Annotated in this window: 20 protein-coding genes; 10 read left to right on the forward strand and 10 right to left on the reverse strand. The window is 22.6% G+C overall.

What is annotated here, in order from left to right; genetic code table 11:
* From ftsA to hisS, 3 genes are read left to right on the forward strand one after another with little or no spacing between them, the layout of a single operon-like run.
* A complete protein-coding gene (gene ftsA, locus H0H36_RS01285) occupies positions 1 to 1,365 on the forward strand; it encodes a cell division protein FtsA (RefSeq protein ID WP_185869837.1) in 1,365 nt (454 codons plus the stop codon).
* Entirely contained in the window at positions 1,365 to 2,726 is a 1,362-nt protein-coding gene (gene ftsZ, locus H0H36_RS01290) for a cell division protein FtsZ (protein ID WP_185869838.1), read from the forward strand. The genes ftsA and ftsZ overlap by 1 nt, the downstream gene beginning before the upstream one ends.
* A gap of 11 nt (positions 2,727 to 2,737) precedes the next feature.
* Positions 2,738 to 4,141 (forward strand): histidine--tRNA ligase, encoded by a 1,404-nt coding sequence (gene hisS, locus H0H36_RS01295; RefSeq protein ID WP_185869839.1) that lies wholly within the window; start codon positions 2,738 to 2,740, stop codon positions 4,139 to 4,141.
* Here hisS and pnuC read toward each other — a convergent pair.
* Positions 4,117 to 4,746 carry a nicotinamide riboside transporter PnuC gene (pnuC, locus tag H0H36_RS01300; RefSeq protein WP_185869840.1) on the reverse strand — a complete coding sequence of 210 codons (630 nt, stop codon included), beginning with the start codon at positions 4,744 to 4,746 and terminating at the stop codon, positions 4,117 to 4,119. The two genes, hisS and pnuC, sit on opposite strands and share 25 nt — an antisense overlap.
* Before the next feature lie 8 nt (positions 4,747 to 4,754).
* Positions 4,755 to 5,414, reverse strand: a complete 660-nt coding sequence (locus tag H0H36_RS01305; RefSeq protein WP_185869841.1) for a 4'-phosphopantetheinyl transferase family protein — start codon at positions 5,412 to 5,414, stop codon at positions 4,755 to 4,757.
* A gap of 63 nt (positions 5,415 to 5,477) precedes the next feature.
* On the opposite strand from H0H36_RS01305, the gene H0H36_RS01310 reads away from it, so the two are divergent.
* On the forward strand, positions 5,478 to 6,242 hold the full coding sequence (locus H0H36_RS01310; RefSeq protein ID WP_185869842.1) for an Mrp/NBP35 family ATP-binding protein: 765 nt from the start codon (positions 5,478 to 5,480) through the stop codon (positions 6,240 to 6,242).
* 3 nt (positions 6,243 to 6,245) lie between these two features.
* On the opposite strand, the gene H0H36_RS01315 is transcribed toward H0H36_RS01310, so the two are convergent.
* Complete coding sequence (locus tag H0H36_RS01315) at positions 6,246 to 7,025, reverse strand: purine-nucleoside phosphorylase (protein ID WP_185869843.1); 780 nt, start codon at positions 7,023 to 7,025, stop codon at positions 6,246 to 6,248.
* Positions 7,026 to 7,102: 77 nt separating this feature from the next.
* Entirely contained in the window at positions 7,103 to 8,125 is a 1,023-nt protein-coding gene (murB, locus tag H0H36_RS01320; protein WP_185869844.1) for a UDP-N-acetylmuramate dehydrogenase, read from the reverse strand.
* A 93-nt stretch (positions 8,126 to 8,218) separates the two neighbouring features.
* Here murB and H0H36_RS01325 point away from each other — a divergent pair, with 93 nt between their 5' ends.
* Both H0H36_RS01325 and rlmB read left to right on the forward strand, forming a co-directional pair.
* Entirely contained in the window at positions 8,219 to 8,482 is a 264-nt protein-coding gene (locus H0H36_RS01325; RefSeq protein ID WP_185869845.1) for a YtxH domain-containing protein, read from the forward strand.
* A gap of 350 nt (positions 8,483 to 8,832) precedes the next feature.
* Positions 8,833 to 9,585, forward strand: a complete 753-nt coding sequence (gene rlmB, locus H0H36_RS01330) for a 23S rRNA (guanosine(2251)-2'-O)-methyltransferase RlmB (RefSeq protein WP_185869846.1) — start codon at positions 8,833 to 8,835, stop codon at positions 9,583 to 9,585.
* A gap of 1 nt (position 9,586) precedes the next feature.
* On the opposite strand, the gene pheS is transcribed toward rlmB, so the two are convergent.
* Complete coding sequence (gene pheS, locus H0H36_RS01335) at positions 9,587 to 10,570, reverse strand: phenylalanine--tRNA ligase subunit alpha (RefSeq protein WP_185869847.1); 984 nt, start codon at positions 10,568 to 10,570, stop codon at positions 9,587 to 9,589.
* A gap of 2 nt (positions 10,571 to 10,572) precedes the next feature.
* A complete protein-coding gene (locus tag H0H36_RS01340) occupies positions 10,573 to 10,932 on the reverse strand; it encodes a hypothetical protein (RefSeq protein WP_185869848.1) in 360 nt (119 codons plus the stop codon).
* 18 nt (positions 10,933 to 10,950) lie between these two features.
* On the opposite strand from H0H36_RS01340, the gene H0H36_RS01345 reads away from it, so the two are divergent.
* A complete protein-coding gene (locus H0H36_RS01345; RefSeq protein ID WP_185869849.1) occupies positions 10,951 to 11,460 on the forward strand; it encodes a CvpA family protein in 510 nt (169 codons plus the stop codon).
* 4 nt (positions 11,461 to 11,464) lie between these two features.
* Positions 11,465 to 12,439 (forward strand): long-chain-fatty-acid--protein ligase, encoded by a 975-nt coding sequence (locus tag H0H36_RS01350; RefSeq protein ID WP_185869850.1) that lies wholly within the window; start codon positions 11,465 to 11,467, stop codon positions 12,437 to 12,439.
* 4 nt (positions 12,440 to 12,443) lie between these two features.
* Here the strand turns inward: H0H36_RS01350 and H0H36_RS01355 are convergent, their stop codons facing one another.
* The 3 genes from H0H36_RS01355 to der all read right to left on the reverse strand — a co-directional run bounded on the left by H0H36_RS01355 (position 12,444) and on the right by der (position 16,726).
* Entirely contained in the window at positions 12,444 to 14,708 is a 2,265-nt protein-coding gene (locus H0H36_RS01355; protein WP_185869851.1) for an inorganic phosphate transporter, read from the reverse strand.
* Between the two features lie 78 nt (positions 14,709 to 14,786).
* On the reverse strand, positions 14,787 to 15,383 hold the full coding sequence (gene ruvA, locus H0H36_RS01360) for a Holliday junction branch migration protein RuvA (protein ID WP_185869852.1): 597 nt from the start codon (positions 15,381 to 15,383) through the stop codon (positions 14,787 to 14,789).
* Positions 15,384 to 15,403: 20 nt separating this feature from the next.
* The gene (der, locus tag H0H36_RS01365) at positions 15,404 to 16,726 is read right to left on the reverse strand and encodes a ribosome biogenesis GTPase Der (protein ID WP_185869853.1); all 1,323 of its coding nucleotides are present in this window, start codon (positions 16,724 to 16,726) and stop codon (positions 15,404 to 15,406) included.
* Positions 16,727 to 16,814: 88 nt separating this feature from the next.
* On the opposite strand from der, the gene trmD reads away from it, so the two are divergent.
* A complete protein-coding gene (gene trmD, locus H0H36_RS01370; protein WP_185869854.1) occupies positions 16,815 to 17,471 on the forward strand; it encodes a tRNA (guanosine(37)-N1)-methyltransferase TrmD in 657 nt (218 codons plus the stop codon).
* Here the strand turns inward: trmD and argH are convergent.
* Positions 17,461 to 18,852 (reverse strand): argininosuccinate lyase, encoded by a 1,392-nt coding sequence (argH, locus tag H0H36_RS01375; RefSeq protein WP_185869855.1) that lies wholly within the window; start codon positions 18,850 to 18,852, stop codon positions 17,461 to 17,463. The genes trmD and argH overlap by 11 nt on opposite strands.
* 83 nt (positions 18,853 to 18,935) lie before the next feature.
* On the opposite strand from argH, the gene gyrB reads away from it, so the two are divergent.
* Positions 18,936 to 20,855, forward strand: coding sequence for a DNA topoisomerase (ATP-hydrolyzing) subunit B (gene gyrB, locus H0H36_RS01380; RefSeq protein WP_185869856.1), 1,920 nt, complete (start codon positions 18,936 to 18,938; stop codon positions 20,853 to 20,855).
* The last annotated feature ends 19 nt before the right edge of the window (positions 20,856 to 20,874 follow it).

Here is a 20,874-nt window from a genome sequence, read left to right on the forward strand (position 1 = left end):
ATGGAATATCAAGATATAGCTATAGGTCTTGATGTGGGAACCACTAAGATTGTAGCTATGGTAGGAAGGAGAAATGAATATAATAAAATAGAAATACTAGGGATAGGAAGATCTAAAAGTATAGGCGTGCATATAGGAGTTGTGAATAATATAACTCAAACGATAGAAGCTATTCGAGAAGCTGTTTCTGAAGCAGAACATAGTTCTGGTTTTAAAATAAAAGAAGTTATTGTTGGAATAGCTGGACAACATATTAGAAGTCTACAACATAATGATTATATTACTAGATTAGATTTTGAAAATGTAATAAACCAACAAGATATACAAAAATTAATTGATCAAGTTCATAAATTAGTTATGCTACCTGGAGAAGAAATTATTCATGTTTTACCACAAGAATATAAAGTAGATAGTCAAGCAGAAATAGGAGAACCAATAGGAATGTATGGAAGTCGTTTAGAAGCTAATTTTCATGTAGTAGTAGGACAAATTTCTTCTATTCGTAATATTGGAAGATGTGTAAAAGCTGCAGGATTAAATTTAGCAGGAATGACTTTAGAACCATTAGCTTCTGCAGAAGCTGTATTAAGTACAGAAGAAAGAGAAGCTGGTGTAGCTTTAGTAGATATAGGAGGAGGAACTACAGATTTAGCTATATTTAAAGATAATATTATTCGTCACACAGCTGTCATTCCTTTTGGAGGAAATGTTATTACTGAAAATATTAAAACAAATTGTTTAATTATAGAAAGACAAGCAGAATTACTAAAAATAAAATTTGGATCTGCTTGGCCTGGAGAAAATAAGGAAACAGAAATTGTTTGTATACCTGGATTAAGGGGTCGTGATCCTAAAGAAATTTCTTTGAAACGTCTTTCTCAAATTATACATACACGAGTATGTAAAATTTTAGAACAGGTTAATTTAGAAATTAAAAATTATGGAAATGAAGAACAAAAGAAAAGACTCATAGCTGGTTTAGTTATGACAGGAGGAGGATCTCAACTGAAACATATTCGTCCTTTAACTGAGTATATTACTGGTATGGATGTACGTATAGGATATTCTAATGAATACATTTCTGGAGGAGAAAATGGTCTTATAAGTAATCCAGAATATGCTACATCTATAGGATTAGTAATAAAAGGTCTTGATGATAAAAAAAAATATCTTTGTACAAAAGACATAATACATAAACATGAAGAAAATCATACTTCAGAAGTTATTTCTACAAAATTTTATAAAAAAAATAAATCATCTTATGATGATGATTCTTTAAAAAAGAAAACAAATAAAAAAAAATCAAAATCTTTTCTTGAAATTTGGGCTGATAAATTCCGTCAAATATTGAATGACACAGAATAATGAAAAAAGAAGATTTTATACAAAAAAAAGAAAACGTACAATTAGGATTTCCTAAAAATCGTTCAGCTGCAATTAAAGTTATTGGAGTAGGGGGTGGTGGAAGCAATGCTTTAAGTCATATGTTTGAACAAGGAATTACTGGAGTAGATTTTATAGCGTGTAATACAGATGCACAAGCTTTAAACAATAATCCAGTACCTTTAAAAATTCAATTAGGAGCTTCTATTACAGAAGGATTAGGAGCTGGAGCTGATCCTGAAGTAGGAGAAAAGGCTGCTTTAGAAAGTTTAGAGGAAATAAAAAGTATTTTAGACTCTAATACTAAAATGACTTTTATTACAGCAGGTATGGGCGGTGGAACAGGAACAGGTGCTGCTCCAATTATTGCTGGAATTTCTAAAGAAAAAGGAATACTTACTGTAGGTATTGTAACTATTCCATTTCATTTTGAAGGAAAAATGAGATTGCAACAAGCTCAAAAAGGAATAGAAGCATTAAGAAAAAATGTAGATTCTCTTATTGTTATTAATAATGATAAATTAAGAGAACTATATGGTAATCTTGGTTTTAAAGCAGGATTTGCAAAAGCAGATGAAGTTCTAACAACTGCTGCTAAAGGTATTGCAGAAGTAATCACTCATCATTATAAACAAAATATAGATTTAAGAGATACAAGAACAGTTCTTAAAGAAAGTGGAACTGCTGTTATGGGATCAGCTATTTCTGTTGGAGAAAATAGAGCAAAAGAAGCAGTTGGACAAGCATTAGATTCTCCATTATTAAATGATAATAAAATTACAGGAGCAAAAAATGTTCTTTTATTGATTGTTTCAGGAAGAATTGAAATAACTATAGATGAAATAGGAATTATCAGCGATTATATTCAAGCAGAAGCAGGAAATAATGCAAACATTATTATGGGAATAGGAGAAGATGAAAGTTTAGAAGAAAGCATTTCAGTAACTATAGTTGCTACAGGATTTCCTACAGAAATACAACGTGCTATTAATCACGAGGAAAAAAAAATATTTCATAGGTTGGAAGAACCATATGAACAAAAATTAAATAAAATAGAAGAATTTCATTCTTATTCTAAACGAATAAACCCTTTTTATACAAAAAATTATTCAAATAATTCAAAAAAAAATACTTATAAAGATAATTTTTCATTAAATAAAAAACAAATTATTTTTGATCAAACAATTAATTCTAATTTTTTTATAGAAAAAAAACATAAAAAATATATACTAGAAGATAATTTTGATCTTCCTATTTCATCATATAATAAAAAGGAAAAAATGTTAAAAAAACATATTAAAAAAGAAAATAATAAAAGTGAGGAAATTAATAATGATTTTTAAAATTTTTACTTATGAAGTATCCTAATATCCCTAAAGGGACTAGAGATTTTTCATCTATAGAAATGAATAAAAGAAATTTTTTAATTAAAATTATTAAAAATAAATTTAGACTTTTTGGTTTTTCTCCTATAGAAACCCCTTCTTTTGAAAATATTTCTACTCTAATTGGTAAATATGGTGATGAAGCAGATTATTTAATGTTCAAATTACTTCATTCAGGTAATTTTTTTAAAAAAAAAATTTTAAATTTAATAAAAAAAAAAGAGGTTAATTCCATTCAATTTTTAACTAAAAATTTATCTAATAAAGCACTTAGATATGATTTAACAGTTCCTTTTGTTCGTTATACAGCTATGCATAAAAATGAAATTATTTTTCCTTTTAGGAGATATCAAATACAACCTGTATGGCGTGCAGATAATCCTCAAAAAGGTAGATATAGAGAATTCTATCAATGTGATGCGGATATACTATCATATTCTTCTTCTTTATGGGAAGAAATAGAATTAATTCTACTTTGTGACGAAATTTTTACTAAATTAAAATTTCCTATAGTTATTTATATTAATCATAGGGATATATTAGGAGGATTAATAGAAATTTCTGGAATAGAAAATAAATTATGGAAAGATTTTACTACATCTTTAGATAAATGGAATAAAATAGGAAGAGATTTAGTAAAAAAAGAAATGCTTTGTAAAGGTATTTCTTCTAAATCATTTGATGAAATAGCATTTTTTTTAGATATGAAAGAAAGTTTTTATAAAAAAAAGGAATATTTAACTATAGCTTTTAAACATTCCAAGAATGGAAAAAAAGGAATAGAAGATCTTAGTTTTATTTATAATAAAATAAATAATATTTCTTTACAAAATACAAAATTGGAATGGAACATTTCTTTAGCTAGAGGATTGACCTATTATACAGGTACAATATTAGAAATTATTCCAAATATTAATTCTAGTAATTATAATTCTATTTCTATTGGAGGAGGAGGAAGATATGATCAATTAGCTAATTTATTTGGTATGAAAAATATTTCTGGAGTAGGAATTTCTTTAGGTTTAGATAGAATTTATTTATCTATGAATAAAGAAAATTTATTAAAAACTATTTCTAATTATCCTTCAAAAGTTTTATTTATTAATTTTGGAGATAAAGAAGTTTTATTTGCATATAAAATGATAAAATTTATGAGAAAAAAAGGGATTTCTACTCAATTATATCCTAACGCAGTGAAAATAAGTAAACAATTTAGATATGCTAATGATAACAATATTCCATTTGTTATCAGTGTAGGAGAAAATGAAATAAAAAGAAATAAAATAAAAGTAAAAAATATTAAAATGAGAATAGAAAAAGAATACAATAATATTAATGATGTAACAAATCAATTAATAAAAGAATTTTTGTAAAATTTTAATGCTTTTATTTTCCAAATAAAAAATCCTTTTATAGCTAATAAAACAAGAATAAAAAATAAAATTCCTGTTAATAAAAAACCTTTTAAAAAATAAATAGGAACGGAAATTAAATTACCAATTATCCAAAATATCCAATTTTCTACTTTTTTAATGGACATTTGATACATTCCAGAAAAATAAATACCAGTTGTAAATACATCTATCCAATCAAAATTAGAATGAAGTTTTCCATTAAAATAATATGTAATTATACAGAAAATACAGGTAAATGAAAAAAGAATAAATGTGTATAAATAATCCTTTTTTTTACAAAAAGTTATAGGTATTTCTTTATTATTTTTTTTCCATATATACCATCCATAAAAGCTCATAATAGTGTAATAAATATTAATAATAAAATCTCCATATAGAGAAATAACAAAAGTTAAATAACTATATATAATAGTACTTATTATTCCTATTGGATATACCAATATATTATTTTTTTGAGCAAAAAAAATACTAAATATTGTAAATACAACTGCTATAAATTCTAAAATTATATGAATTTTATTAGTATAATAATAAGGATATAATAAATCTATCCAATCATTCATAATGAATTTTATTTATCTATACTATAAACTAAGTAATGGTCTCCTATTTTTTTATAAAAAGCAGAAAATTTTTTACTATAAGTATTTTTTATTATCCAACATGATATACAATCATCTTTTTTAATGCAAAAAGGAGATACTTTATAATGATTTAAAAAACTATAAAATAATCCACCTTCTAACTTATATAAACTTTCTTTAATTCCCCATATAATATGTAGGTAATCCTCTTCATAATTTGTATTAATAAAAATTGATTCATCTTCTCTAATAAATTTTTTTTTTATTTTTACTATTTTTTTATCTTTTCTTAATTTTTCTATATCTATTCCTATATGATAGGAACTAATAGATACTGCTATTTTTTCAAATGAATGACTCAAGGATATATATTTATTTTTACTAAAAAGTAAGGGTTTTCTTTTTTTATTATAAAACATTTTTTTTATACCTAAATATTTTAAAGCATAACGTATTCCTAAAAATTCTATTTTTCTTTTTTTTGATAAAGATAAAAAAAACACTTTATCTTTATCAGAAAGATCTAGTTTTTCTAAAACTATAGTTTTTAATAAATTTTTACATCTACATACTATAATCTTGGTATGAATTTTATGATTATCAATATATAAATCTATATTATTTTTATATATAATTTTTTTATTCATTTTATACTTTTTTTTGTACTATTGTGAATACATAATAATCAAATTAATATAAAATATACATAAATGAATACGATAAAAAATATAATAGGTATAGCTTCTGGAAAAGGTGGAGTAGGAAAATCTACAATAGCAGTTAATTTATCTGTTTCTTTAGTTAAAATGGGCTTTCATGTTGGATTATTAGATGCAGATATTTATGGTCCATCTATACCATTGATGTTTAACATTGAAAATATCACTCCCTGTCAAATACAACATAAAAATGGAATCATGAATCCTATTACTAGTTATGGAGTTCAAATTTTATCTATAGGTTTTTTTTCAAAATATGGACAGGCTATTGTTTGGAGAGGGCCAATGGTTACTAAAGTTTTAAGACAATTTATTCATGAAACTAATTGGGGAAAATTAGATTTTTTAATTGTGGATTTACCTCCAGGAACAGGTGATATTCATTTATCTATTTTACAAGAAATTTCGTTAAAAGGAATTGTTATAGTTAGTACATCTCAAAAAGTAGCTTTATCAGATGTAAATAGAACATTAGGAATGTTTCGTATTAAATCTATTTATGTTCCAATACTTGGAATTATAGAAAATATGTCTTATTTTCTAACAGAAGATAAAACAAAAAAAAAATGGTTTCTTTTTGGAAAAGATGGAGTAAAAAAATTATCCAAAGAAATGGATATTTTATTTCTTGGAGAAATACCAATATTGCAAATAATACAAAAATACTCAGATTTAGGAATACCTGTTATTTTAGAAAATGAGGAAATTAAAAATATTTTTATAAAAATTACGAAAAATATAATAAATCAATTATAATTATCATGAACAAAGTTTAATTAATTCTTTTATTATTAAGATTAATAGTGGTATAGATTTATCTGTTCCTTGAAAATTTATATAATTTGTATTAGATTTAATATTAGACAATCCCATAACAATAATAGAAATAGCAAATACTCGTATATTCATACATCTAGCTGTTATAACATCCGTTACTATATTCATTCCAACACAATCACCACCTATAGATCGTATCATAGCATATTCTGCATAAGTTTTATAATTTGGATATGGAAAAGCAACATACACACCTTTTTGTATAATTATATTATGATTCATAGCTATGTTTTCTGCTATTTCAAGCATTTTTTGATCATATGGGGCTGTCTCAAAATATTTATTTTCTATAAGTTCTTTTATATTATTAAAGTTTTCTGGAAAAAAATTTATATGGTCTTTAACAAACATGACATCTCCTATTTTATAGTTAGGATTAACTCCTCCAGAAATATTAATCAATATTAATTTTTCTATTCCTATTTTTTTACATAAAATAATAGGAAAATAGTTAGTTTTTTTATTATAAAAAGGTTCTATTAAAAAAACTACATTTTTACTTTCTATTTTTCCGAAAACTAATTTTCCATATAATTTTTTTTTATAAAAAAAGGGAATTTCTTCATAAGAAATATATATAGGATTTTTAATCTCCTTTATCAGTTGATCAAATTGATTACCTAATAATAAAATTCCAAAATCAGGTTTTTCTTTAATTTTATTTTGTATGTATTGTTTGGATTTTTCTAAAGAAATTGACATAATAATAAATTCAATTTTTATTAAATTATAAAGCGTAATATTTAAAAAATAAAATAAAATAAAAACATTTGATTATTTTATTGTATGACATTTACTTCTCTTGATAAAACAATTCCAAATTTTTTTCTTATGTCTTTATTTATTTTTTTTGAAACAGAATAAATATCCATTCCGTTTGCTTTTCCATAATTTACTAGAATTATAGGTTGTTTTTTATATACTCCTACATTTCTAATTTTTTTTCCTTTCCATCCTATGTTTTCAATTAATGAATTAGCAGATAGTTTTACTTTATTATTATAAATATAATTTCCTGTTATAGTAGAATCATATAATTTTATTTTTTTAAAATCAAAAATACCTACTGTAGGATTCATAAAAAAACTACCAGCATTTCCAATTTTTTTTGGATTTGGAAGTTTTCTATTTCTAATATTAAAAATAGCTTTACTTAAATTATAAATATTAGGTTTTTTAATATTCATATTTTCTAATTCTTTTTGAATTTCTACATAGGATGTATTCAATTGATGATTTCTTTTTCTTAAAAGAAAAAAAACAGATAAAATTACAAATTTTTTTTTGTAAATAGGATGTTTAAAAAAAGAATAACGGTATTTAAATTGACATTCTTTACATGTAAATTCTCTTATCTTTCTATTATCTACTTCATATACTTGCACTTTTAGTAAAGTATCTTTGATTTCTGATCCATATGCTCCTATATTTTGAATCGGCGCAGCTCCAACAGTTCCAGGAATAAATGATAAATTTTCCAAACCACTAAATCCCTTTTTTATAGTCCACTTTACAAATTCATTCCAATTTTCTCCAGCAAAAGCTTGTACAATAATATTATTATCATTTTCATGAATGATTTTTATTCCTTTTATTTCCATTTTAATTACTAATCCAGGATAATATTTTTTTAAAAAAAGAACATTGCTTCCATTTCCTAAAAAAAGTTTTGGAATGGATGTATACATTAAAAATATTCTTTTAATTTCCTCTATTTTTTTTATTTTTATAAAGTAACGAGCATAAACATTTATTCCAAATGTATTAAATTTTTTTAATGAAAAATTTTTTTTAATTAACATATAAAAATATTTTATAAATACACAAATACAATTTTGTACGTAAGTATTGTTATGATTAAATTTATACGTTATAAAATATAATTGTTTTTTTTTATGAAAAAAATAGGAAGTTTTTTTAGTGGATTTATTATAGGAACCATAGCTGGTTTAATAATGGGAATAATGTTATCTACAAAGAAAGAAAAAAAAATAAAAAATATATTAGAAAAAAAAACAGAAAAAATAAAAAATAATTTACAGGAAATTAGTAAAAAAATTGGAAAAAAAATGCATAAAATAAAATCAGATTTTGAAGAAAATTGGAAAAAAAATAAAATAGAAAAAATAGATCAAGTAGAAGATGAATTAGGAACTTAATAAAGTTTTTAAAAAATGTTTATTTTTTTTAAAACTTTTATACATAAAAAATGGTGTTCTTTTAAAGAAAGAATTATAAATTTACTTATTTATATCATAACAGAGATTTTTTTAAATTTTTTTTTGTTGATATTTGGAATCATTATTTTTTTTTTAGTAAGTATTTTTTTATCATATTTTTTTTTATCCTTTTATTTTGTAAATAATATTATTGTATTCATTCCTATCACCATTTTATATTTTTTTATTTTTATTTTTATATTTTTTTTCTGCAAAAAAATTACACGTTTTTTTATAAAAAAACTATTAGATAAATCAATTAAAACTTTTCATAAAAAAAAATTATAGATGTGAAAAAATTAGAAATTATTTATGGTATACATCCATTAATAGAAGCTATTCAGTCTAAAAAAAATATTAGAAAAATTTTTTTTCATAAAGAACTTATACAAGTATCAAATGCTTATAAAAAATTAATAAATATTTCTAAAAAAGAAAATATTATAATTCAAACTGTTCCAAAACAAAAATTTCATAAATTAAAAAATAAAAATCATCAAGGTGTTTTTGGAATTATTTCACCTATAAAAACTTATTCTATAGTAGATTTACTTCCTGTATTTTACGAAAATGGAAAAAATCCACTATTAATAATTTTAGATCGTATTACAGATGTAAGAAATTTTGGATCTATAATACGTACGGCAGTATGTGCAGGTGTAGATGCTATTATTATTCCTAATAAAAATACAGCACATATTGGATCTGATTCAATAAAAACTTCTTCAGGAGCTTTATTTAAAATTCCAATATGTAAAGAAAAAAGTATAAAAAATACTATTGAATTATTAATAAATTATGGATTAAAAATTGTATCAGCTACAGAAAAATCTAATATAGATTGGTACAACATAGATTTTTCAGGACCAACAGCTTTAATATTAGGTAATGAAGAAAAAGGAATTTCTCCTATATATTTAGAAATTTCTTGTGAAAAAGCAAAAATTCCAGTAATAGAAGGAATATCATCATTAAACGTTTCTGTAGCTTGTGGTATTATTTTATATGAAGTTTTTAGACAAAGAAAATTTATTACAAAATAATCTAAAATTCACTTTTAAATTGTTTTAAAAAACGAATATCATTTTCAAAATAATTACGAATATCTTTAATTTTATATATCATTAAAGATAAACGTTCTATTCCTAGTCCAAAAGCAAATCCTGAATACATTTCTGAATCTATATTTACATTTTCCAAAACTTTAGGATCTATCATACCACAACCCATAATTTCTAACCATTCTCTATTACAATATATATCTACTTCAGCACTAGGTTCTGTAAATGGAAAATAAGAAGGACGAAATCTTATTTTTTCTTCTCCAAAAAGAGAATTAATTAAATAGTGAATTGTTTGTTTTAAATCAGAAAAGGAAACTTTTTTATCTATATAAAATCCTTCTGTTTGATGAAACATAAAATTAGATTTTGATGATATAGTTTCGTTTCTATATACTTTTCCTATAGATAAAACCCTAAAAGGAGGATTATGTTCTTTCATATATCGTATTTGTACAGAAGATGTATGTGTTCTCAACAAAATATCCGGTGTTTTATGCAAAAAAAAGGTATCTTGCATATCTCTAGAAGGATGAAATAATGGAATATTTAAAGCAGTAAAATTATGCCAATCATCCTCTATTTCAGGGCCATCTACATAAATAAATCCAATTTTTTGAAAAATATCTATAATTCTATTTATTATAATAGACAATGGATGTATAGAACCTATTTCTATAGATTTTCCTGGAAAAGTTGGATCAAATTTTATAATTTTTTCATTTTTAATAAAATTTTTATGTTTAAAAATATCTATTTTTTTTTGAACTTCTTTTTTTAATTCATTAATAATTTTTCCAAAAGTTTTTCTTTTATTAATGGGAATTTTATTTAATTCTTTAAATAAAATTGTTAATAATCCTTTTTTTTTACCTAAAAATTTAATTCTAAATGTTTCTAAATTATTATATGTTTTCATATGAAAACATTTTAATTCTTTTTTTATTTCATATATTTTTTTATCCATTTTTAAAGAATATTTTCTTCACTCATATAATGAATGATAGCTTTTTTAATTAAAAAAAGTTTCTTTTTTTGATCAAAAGGAATTTTTTTTTTCAACATATAATGTGGCCAACCATCTTTATCTCTTCTAACAAAAGAATAATAACCAAAAGGTTCTAATATTCTACATACAGCAATATGTAGAATATTTACTTTATCTTCTCTATTAAAAAGTATATTTGTACCTTTTCCAAGTTCTTGAATTCCTATTATGTAAATAATACCAATAATATCCATATTTCCTTCTATGTAAAAATTATTTTGCATATATAATATTACTTTATTCCAATTTATATGAAATTGTTGCATAAATTCTTTTTCCATTTTATCAAAAAAAATAGTATGATTTTAAATATAATTATTATAGCTATAGTTCTATATGGAGGATATCATGGTTATAAAAAAGGATTTATATCTCAATTTTTTATGTTTATGACGTTTTTAATTTTTTTTTATAAAGGAGAATCTATTTACTACATAATAACAGAATTATTAAATAAATTAAATATAATAAATAAGTTTTCCTCTTATTTTATAATTTATTCTTTAATTATTTCTTTTTTTTCTATAATTATTTTATCCTTTTTATTTAAAAAAATTATAAAAATTTTTCTACATATTACATGTATGAAACCTATGGATAGGTTTTTTGGTATAATATTAGGCATGATAAAATATTTTTTTTATTTATCAATATGTTTTTTTTTCTTGAAGGAAGCAAATAGAAAAATAAATATCATACCTGATATTTATTTAAAAAATTCCTTTGAAAAGGAATTTCAATTTATTTTTTCAGAATTTTTATTTAATAAAATAAAAAAATTATATTTTATTTTTAAATTTTATTTTTAAAATAATGAATTTTAAAAAAAATATTTTTTCTATAACCTCAAAAAAGGAATTTGAAGATTTAACATTAGAATTATTTCATTATCAAATTATAAATAACAAAATTTATAGAAATTATATTAATTTATTAAAAATAAATACACTTAAAATAAAAAATATTTCTGATATTCCTTTTTTACCTATTTCTTTTTTTAAAACACATCGTATTTGTAATAAAAAAAATGAAGATATTATTTTTACTAGTAGTGGAACAACAGGTAGTATAAAAAGTAAACATTATGTAGCAGATTTAAGTATTTATATGAATAGTATTCAAAAAGGATTTGAATATTTTTATGGACCAATAAATAAATTCAAATTTTTAGTTTTTTTTCCTACTGATAGAATAGATTCTTCTTTAATTTATATGGTAAATTATTTTATACAAAAAACTTATAAAAATGGAAGTTGTTTTGTATCTACTTATGAAGATATAAAAACTATTTATAATAGCAAAAAAAATATTTTAATTTTTGGTCTTAGTTTTTCTTTATTAGATTTTATAGAAAAATATAATATAGGTAAATATGATGAAAAAAAATTAATTATTATGGAAACAGGAGGAATGAAAGGAAAAAGAAAAGAAATGATTAGAGAAGAATTGCATTATATTTTAAAAAAATATTTTCATGTTAATGAAATTCATTCAGAATATGGAATGACAGAATTGCTTTCTCAAGCATATGCAAAAAAAAAAGGATTATTTCAATGTCCTCCTTGGATGAGAATATATATACGAGATTTGGAAGATCCTTTTATGCATATAAATAACAATAAAATAGGAGGTATTGATTTGATAGATTTATCTAATTATTTATCTTGTCCTTTTATTTCCACCGATGATTTAGGAAAAAAAATAAATGATAATGAATTTGAAGTCTTGGGAAGAACGGATTTATCAGATATACGAGGATGTAATATAATGAATCATTCAATTTTATAACAACCTATAAATCTGCATTTGATGTAATATTTTGATATATTAAAATAATATCTTTTATACTTTCTGTTATTTTTTTTGATTGTAAAAGAATATCTAACATTAATAATGTATTTTTTGTACCATATTTATTTTGAATAATTCCCATTACTTGTTGATTCATTTGTTCCTCAATTTTTTTTATAATTTTATTTTGTACGATAGAAACATATTGTATATGTTGACAATTTTTATCTATTGTAATTTTTTTTATTATGTTGAAATGTTCAAACATAAGATGTTTAAGGTTTAAAATATTTTTTTTTTGTTTATATATTAAAGGTTTATGACTATTTATGACATGAACTAATGTACTATGTGTTAAAATATCTGAAGATTCAATGATATCTTTAGTTTTATTATATATATGTAAATAAATTATTCCAGCAATAGGTTCATTATTTTTTGTTCTTCTAATCACTTGAATTAAAGTATTATGTATATTTTTAAAATTTTCTTTAACTTTTAATAAATTATTTCTGCTATTTTGAATAGTTTTTAAATTTTCTTGAGTAATTCCTTCTATACTATTTTTATAAATATTTTCTATATATTCAAGTGTAGGTTTTAGAATATTAAAAGTTCTATTTAATGAACTCTTTAAAGTCATATCTATTGTATTATTAAAGAGTAATTTTTCTTCTATGTTATATTGTATTTTATAATATTTATTATAACTTTTATAAAAAACAAATAATATTAAAAAAATAAAAAAAATAAGAGCCCATTTTTTAAAAAAAAATAAAAAAGAAGCGATGGTTCCTGCCATAATAAATGCTATAAAACCTGTTAAAAACCATCCTCTTATAACCTTTATAACTCCTGAAACTCTGTAAACTGCACTTTCTCTATTCCAAGCTCTATCTGAAAGAGAAGTTCCCATAGATACCATAAAAGTAACAAAAGTAGTAGATAATGGTAATTTTTGAACTGTTGCTATAGATATTAAAATACTAGATATCGTTAAATTAGCAGAAGCTCTAACTAAGTCAAAAGCAGGGGATTCTTCTTTTTTATTTTTTTTTTGTTTAAAATTTTTTTCTATTTTAACTAAAAATCTTTTAGGAAAAAATTTAAAAATATTTTTTCCTAAAAATATAAAAAATCGAACAATTCCTCTAGAAAAAGAATTAGATAAAAATATCTCTGTTCCTTCATTTTGTCTACTTAAATTTAGTTCTGTACTAGTAATATTTTTAGTTTTTTTTGAAAACCAAAGCGTTAATATCATAATTATTCCTGCAACAATTAAAATTAAAGATGGAACTTGAACATTTCCAGATAAACTTTTCATATTGTATTTTTCAGCAGGAGGACTACCAGCTTCTTTCCATATATTATAAGATTGTATACTAGCTATGGGAACACCTATAAAATTTACTAAATCATTTCCTGCAAAAGCCATAGCTAGAGAAAAGGTTCCATATAATACTACAAATTTTAATATATTATATCCTAAAGAAACAAATATCTTTGCTATAATAGTCCATGTAGAAAATAAAATTAATAAAAAAATAATAAAATTATGATGAATATATTTTATAAAACGTTGTATGAATAAATAAAAGCCCATATCATTATTACCCTGTAAAGTACTATACAGTCCTTTTATAATAAGAAAATACGTCATACTACTTAATGAAATAGCTGCCCATATTACTCCTATATATTTTAATCTACTTTCATATTCAAAACTTAATAAAAAACGAATAAAATAGTGAATAAAAGCACCAGAAATAAAAGAAATTACAATAGATAAAAAAATACCTATACTAATAATTAAGGTTCTTTCAATTTTAATATATTTAGTTAAATGATGAAAAGGCTCCTCATTTAATGGAGAAATCATTTTTAGTATAGCTATACTGAATGCTCCTCCTAATAAGCAAAAAACCATAGATACTGTAGTAGAAGTAGGTAATCCTAAAGTATTAAAAATATCTAATAAAATAATATCGGATATCATAACTGATAAAAAAATAAAAATAATATCTGAAAAATAAAAAAAGGAAGGATCAAAAACGCCTTTTCTTGCTACTTCCATCATTCCACTGGATAAAAAAGCTCCTAATAAAATACCCAAACTAGCAAAAATCATAATAATTCTACGAGAGGCTACTTGAGATCCAATTGCAGAATTTAGAAAATTAACAGCATCATTAATTAAACCTACAACAAGATCAAATATTGATAAAAAAAGAATTACTATGATGGATGAATAAAAAAGTACCATATAGATATTATTGAATTCACAAAAACAAAATGAAAAAATAATATACTTTTGTTTTTTGATAAATTGTAAAAAATTTTATTATTTTGCAATTTTTTTTAAAGATTCTTTAATCAAATTTTCTACAGAAAATTCTGTATTTTTATCCAAAATATCGTCCAAAATTTTATTTGAATTTTTAATAGAAAATCCAAGTACGCTTAAAGCACTTAAAGCTTCTTTTTTTAAAAAAATTCTTTTTTCTAAAAATTTTACGTTTTTTTTATCTTTATGGATATAAATTTTATCTTTAAGTTCTATAATTATTTTTTGAGCTGTTTTTTTTCCAATACCTTTTACTTTATTAAAAACATTTACATCTTCTTGAAAGATGTATTTTTCTATTTCATATGGAGTAAGGTTAGATAATAACATGATAGCAGAGCTTGGCCCTATACCATTAACTGATATTAAATAAGAAAATATTTTTCTTTCTATTTTTTCAAAAAAACCATATAAAACATGTTGATTTTCTTTTATAAAGAGATATGTATATATATATACCTCTTTACCTTCTTCTTCTAATAAAGAAGAATATGTGTATGAGGAAATATGAATATAATATCCCACACCATGACAATCTATAATTAAATAAGATTTATTTTTTTCTATTAATTTTCCTCTTAAATGTGTTATCACTATATGAAGAATAATAAAAATTATTTTTTTCTAAAAAAAATTTGTATGGGAACTCCACTAAAATTAAAATGATAACGAATTTTATTTTCAACAAATCTTTTATAAGAATCTTTTATATATTGAGGATAATTAGAAAAAAATATAAATTTTGGAGTATATGATGGAATTTGAGTACAATATTTAATGGTTATCAATTTATTTTTTTTCTTTATAGAAGGAGGTGGATTTTGTTTTAAAATAGGTAACATAATTTTATTTAAAATATTCGTTTTTAATCTATTTTTACGGGTTTTTAAAACTTGATAAGCTGTAGGAATAATATTATGTATTCCATCTTTATTTTTAGCGGATATAAAAAGAATAGGAACATTATAAAATGGAGAAATTTTATTTCTAATAAAAACTTCGTAATTTTTTTGCATGGAATAATTATTTTTATGAAGTAAATCCCATTTGTTAATAAGTATTATAATTCCTTTATTGTTTTTTTCCACCAATCTAAAAATATTCATATCTTGTTTATCCCATCCTATTACTGCATCTATTAATAAAAAACAAATGTCTGTATATTCTATTGTTCTAACCGTTTTCATAGCAGAATAAAATTCAAGGTTTTCTTTTATTTTAGATTTTTTCCTAACTCCAGGTGTATCAATTAAAATACACTCATATCCAAAATTTTTATATAAAACATCTAAACTATCTCTAGTAGTTCCAGAAATATTTGTTACAATATGATGATTTTTATTTAAAAAAGAATTAATTAAAGTAGATTTTCCTACATTTGGACGTCCTACTACCGAAAAACGAGGCATGAATTTATGTTCTTCTATTATATCTTTTTTTTCTTTTTTAAAAATTTCTACTAAATTATCGAGTAATTCTCCTGTTCCACTACCATTTATGGATGATATAAAACAATAATTTTTAAATCCTAAATGGAAAAAATCTGTATTAGAATATAATAACTTACCTTTATCTACTTTATTGATTACTAAATAAATTATTTTATTACATTTTCTTAAAAATTTAGCTATTTCTACATCTATATTTAATATTCCTACTTTTATATCTACTAAAAATAAAATAACGTATGATTCTTTGATAGCAAAGAAAATTTGATTTCTTATTTCTTTTTCAAGAATGTCATTTTTATTATTAGTGAATCCTCCTGTATCTATTACAGAAAATTTTATACCATTCCATTCTGAATATCCATAAATACGATCCCTTGTTACTCCACTTTTTATATGAACAATAGCTTTTCTTCTTCCTACAAGTCTATTGAATAAAGTAGATTTTCCTACATTTGGACGTCCTACTATAGATACAATATAATTCATTTTTTAAAATATATACAAAGGTAAAATTTTTTTATTAGTTTCATTACTAGATTTTTAGTCAAAGTGTATATTACTTTAAAAAAAAATAATGCGTATAGATATTATTAGTATAATTCCTGAAATTTTTTATAGTACTTTTTCTAATTCTATTATTCAAAAAGCAATCAATAATAGATTGATTAATATTAAAATTCATGACTTACGAAAATATGGTTTAGGAAAACGTAAAAAAGTGGATGATTATCCTTATGGAGGAGGATCTGGAATGGTTATTCGAATAGAACCTGTATATCAATGTTTTTATAAACTTTTATCAGAAAGAAATTATGATGAAAAAATTTTTATGACACCTGATGGAACTATATTTAACCAAAAATATGCTAAATCTTTAACTTACAATAAAAATATTATTATTCTTTGTGGACGTTATAAAGGAATTGATCAAAGAATTAGAGATCACTTAATTTCCAAAGAAATTTCAATTGGAAATTATATTCTATCTGGAGGAGAGTTAGCTGCAGCTGTTGTAGTAGAAGCTGTGGTAAGATTATTACCAGGAGTCATTAAAAATAAAAATTCTATTATAACGGATTCTTTTCAAAAAAAGGAATATTTTATAGCTCCTCCTATTTATACTCGTCCAAAAATATATAAAGGTTGGTCTGTTCCAAAAATACTTTTATCTGGAAATCATAAAAAAATTAAAGATTGGTTAAATCAAAAAGCTATTCAATTTAAGAAATAAAAATTGGATTTTTAGAGGATCCTTCAAAAGAAATTTTACTATAAATTAAACGCGTTATAACTTCATTTATTTTATAAAAATCAAATTCTTTCATAATATTTTGCATCAAATTTGTAATTTTTTCATTACATAAATTTCCTATACTTCCTTCATGAGAATAACAAATATTTTTACTACAGGGTATAAAAATTCTATTTTGTATATCTAAACCTATTTTTTGATAAGCTTCTCTAAAAGAATATCCTTTTTCAACAACAAGGTTATTTACCTCTTCTACACTGAATAAATATTTATATTTATTATCCTTAAGGATATCTTTTTTTACTATAATATGATTTAACATATACTTAAACATAGAAAAACATTTCTTTATTTCTTCAAAAATAGGAATAAATCTTTCTTTTATTATTTGAAAATCTCTATGATATCCAGAACATAAATTAGAAACAATTAAAGAAATTTCATTAGGTAATGATATAATTCTATTACATTTAGCTCGTATAATTTCAAAAACATCTGGATTTTTTTTATGAGGCATAATACTAGATCCGGTAGTAAGATGATCAGGAAAACTAATAAAATTAAAATTTTGACTTAAATATAAACAAATATCTTGAGCCATTTTACTTAAAGTTCTAGCTAAAGAGGCTATAGATTCTGAAACAATTTTTTCCATTTTTCCACGTACCATTTGAGCATATACTACATTATAATTTAAACTTTCAAATCCAAGTAAATCCGTTGTCATTTTTCTATTTAAAGGGAGAGAAGATCCATAACCAGCAGCAGAACCTAAAGGATTTTTATTAACAATACGATATGCTGCTCGCATTAATAATAAATCATCTATTAAACTTTCTGCATACGCAGCAAACCAAAGACCAAAAGAAGATGGCATCGCTATTTGATAATGTGTATAACCAGGCATTAATATATTTTTATATTGTTCACTTAATTTTAATAATAAATCAAAAAAAGAACGAACAATAAAAACTATTTCTTTTATTTCTTCTCTAACAAAAAGTTTTAAATCTACCAATATTTGATCATTTCTAGATCTACCACTATGTATTTTTTTACCTACTACTCCTAAACGATTTATTAATAAAAATTCTATTTGAGAATGTATATCTTCTATTCCTTCATCTATATTAAAACTATTTTTTAATATTTCGTTTATATAAATATTGCGTAATTCTTTAACTAAAATTAATAAATCATTTTTATTTAATAATCCAATACTTTTCAACATTATTATATGAGCGATAGTCCCTACAACATCATGTGGAGCTAAAAGTAAATCTATTTTAGAATCTTTTTCTGAAGTAAAATTTTCAATTTTTTTATTTATATGATTAGTTTTTTTGAACCAAATTTTCACGAAAAAAATATTTTTATATTTTTATTTGATATAAAACTATAAATTTTTATGGTAAAAATAAAAATTTCTCATAAAATTGTATTATGAATAATACAGAATATACAGCAGATAGTATTCAATCTTTAGAAGGGATTGAACATATAAGATTAAGACCTTCTATGTACATAGGTGATGTAGGAGTTAGAGGATTACATCATTTAGTATACGAAGTAATAGATAATTCGGTAGATGAAGCTTTAGCAGGTTATTGTAATAAAATATGGGTTACAATTCATAAAAATGGATTTATAACTGTTCTTGATAATGGTCGTGGAATTCCAGTAGAAATTCATAAAAAAGAAGGAATATCTGCACTTGAAGTAGTTATGACTAAAATTGGAGCTGGAGGAAAATTTGATAAAAATTCTTATAAAGTTTCTGGAGGATTACATGGTGTAGGTATTTCTTGTGTTAATGCTTTATCTAAAAAACTTATAGTTACTATTTATCGTAATGGAAAAATTTATGAACAAGAATATTTAAAAGGAAAAGCTATTTATTCGGTAAAGTGTTTAGAAGAAACTAATATGCAAGGAACAAAAATTAGTTATATAGCAGATAATTCTATTTTTAATTCTATTACATATAATTATGAAATATTAGCCAATAGATTGAAAGAACTATCTTTTTTAAATAAAGGATTACATTTATTTTTAATAGATGAAAGAAATAATATAAAAGAAGATTTTTTTTCTGAAAATGGATTAAAAGAATATATTACTATTTTAGATAAAAATCAAGAATCTTTAAATAAAAATGTCATTTTTATTGAAGGAGAAAAAGAAAATACTATTGTAGAAGTTGCAATGCAGTATAATACTTCTTTTAAAGAAAAAATTTATTCTTATGTTAACAATATTAATACTTCTGAAGGAGGAACTCACATTTCTGGATTTAGAAGAGCATTAACCAGAACATTAAAAAAATATACAGAAGGATATGGAATATTATCAAATAAAGATAAAGTGTTGGAGTTAACAGGAGATGATTTTAGAGAAGGAATTACAGTCATTATATCTGTTAGAGTAATAAATCCTCAATTTGAAGGACAAACTAAAACAAAACTAAGTAATCACGAAGTTGGTGGTATTGTAGATAAAATTGTGGGAGAAATGTTAACTATATATTTAGAAGAACATCCTATTGAAAGAAAAAAAATCATTGATAAAGTAATTTTAGCTGCTAAAGCCCGTCAAGCTGCTAAAAAAGCTCGTGAATTAATACAAAAAAAGAATCCTATTATAAATAGTATTTTACCTGGAAAATTAGCAGATTGTTCTTTCAACAATCCAGAAAATTGTGAAATTTACTTAGTAGAAGGTGATTCTGCTGGTGGGACAGCCAAACAAGGTAGAGATAGAAATTTTCAAGCTATTTTACCTTTACGAGGAAAAATATTAAATGTAGAAAAGGCTATGCAATATAAAATATTTGAAAATGAGGAAATAAAAAATATATTTACTTCTTTAGGTGTTTCTATTGGAACAGAAGAAGATCAAAAAGTTTTAAATATAAAAAAACTTAGATACAATAAAATTATTATTATGACAGATGCGGATACAGATGGTAGTCATATTTCTACTTTAATTTTAACATTGTTTTTCCGTTATATGAAACCATTAATAGAAAAAGGTCATATTTATATTGCTACGCCTCCACTTTATTTAATTCAAAAAGGGAATCATTATCAATACGCTTGGAATGATAAAGAAAGAGAAAATATTCTAAATAAATTAGGAAGTAAAAAATATGTAAATATACAACGTTATAAAGGATTAGGAGAAATGAATGCAGAACAACTTTGGGAAACAACTATGAACCCAAAAAAAAGAACACTACGAAAGGTAAATATAGAAAATTATTATGATGCAGATAAAATATTTTCAATTCTTATGGGATATGAAGTTCCTCCAAGAAGAGATTTTATAGAAAAAAATGCTATATATGCAAAAATTAATGTTTAGAAAATTGATGATTATTTAA

Source organism: Blattabacterium cuenoti (genome assembly GCF_014252395.1).
In the GTDB taxonomy this organism is placed as follows: domain Bacteria; phylum Bacteroidota; class Bacteroidia; order Flavobacteriales; family Blattabacteriaceae; genus Blattabacterium; species Blattabacterium cuenoti_AA.

Coding starts and splice junctions, on each gene's coding strand:
- ftsA (WP_185869837.1), top strand. CDS start 1: ATGGAATATCAAGATATAGCTATAGGTCTTGATGTGGGAACCACTAAG.
- ftsZ (WP_185869838.1), top strand. CDS start 1,365: ATGAAAAAAGAAGATTTTATACAAAAAAAAGAAAACGTACAATTAGGA.
- hisS (WP_185869839.1), top strand. CDS start 2,738: ATGAAGTATCCTAATATCCCTAAAGGGACTAGAGATTTTTCATCTATA.
- pnuC (WP_185869840.1), bottom strand. CDS start 4,746: ATGAATGATTGGATAGATTTATTATATCCTTATTATTATACTAATAAA.
- H0H36_RS01305 (WP_185869841.1), bottom strand. CDS start 5,414: ATGAATAAAAAAATTATATATAAAAATAATATAGATTTATATATTGAT.
- H0H36_RS01310 (WP_185869842.1), top strand. CDS start 5,478: ATGAATACGATAAAAAATATAATAGGTATAGCTTCTGGAAAAGGTGGA.
- H0H36_RS01315 (WP_185869843.1), bottom strand. CDS start 7,025: ATGTCAATTTCTTTAGAAAAATCCAAACAATACATACAAAATAAAATT.
- murB (WP_185869844.1), bottom strand. CDS start 8,125: ATGTTAATTAAAAAAAATTTTTCATTAAAAAAATTTAATACATTTGGA.
- H0H36_RS01325 (WP_185869845.1), top strand. CDS start 8,219: ATGAAAAAAATAGGAAGTTTTTTTAGTGGATTTATTATAGGAACCATA.
- pheS (WP_185869847.1), bottom strand. CDS start 10,570: ATGGATAAAAAAATATATGAAATAAAAAAAGAATTAAAATGTTTTCAT.
- H0H36_RS01340 (WP_185869848.1), bottom strand. CDS start 10,932: ATGGAAAAAGAATTTATGCAACAATTTCATATAAATTGGAATAAAGTA.
- H0H36_RS01345 (WP_185869849.1), top strand. CDS start 10,951: ATGATTTTAAATATAATTATTATAGCTATAGTTCTATATGGAGGATAT.
- H0H36_RS01350 (WP_185869850.1), top strand. CDS start 11,465: ATGAATTTTAAAAAAAATATTTTTTCTATAACCTCAAAAAAGGAATTT.
- H0H36_RS01355 (WP_185869851.1), bottom strand. CDS start 14,708: ATGGTACTTTTTTATTCATCCATCATAGTAATTCTTTTTTTATCAATA.
- der (WP_185869853.1), bottom strand. CDS start 16,726: ATGAATTATATTGTATCTATAGTAGGACGTCCAAATGTAGGAAAATCT.
- trmD (WP_185869854.1), top strand. CDS start 16,815: ATGCGTATAGATATTATTAGTATAATTCCTGAAATTTTTTATAGTACT.
- gyrB (WP_185869856.1), top strand. CDS start 18,936: ATGAATAATACAGAATATACAGCAGATAGTATTCAATCTTTAGAAGGG.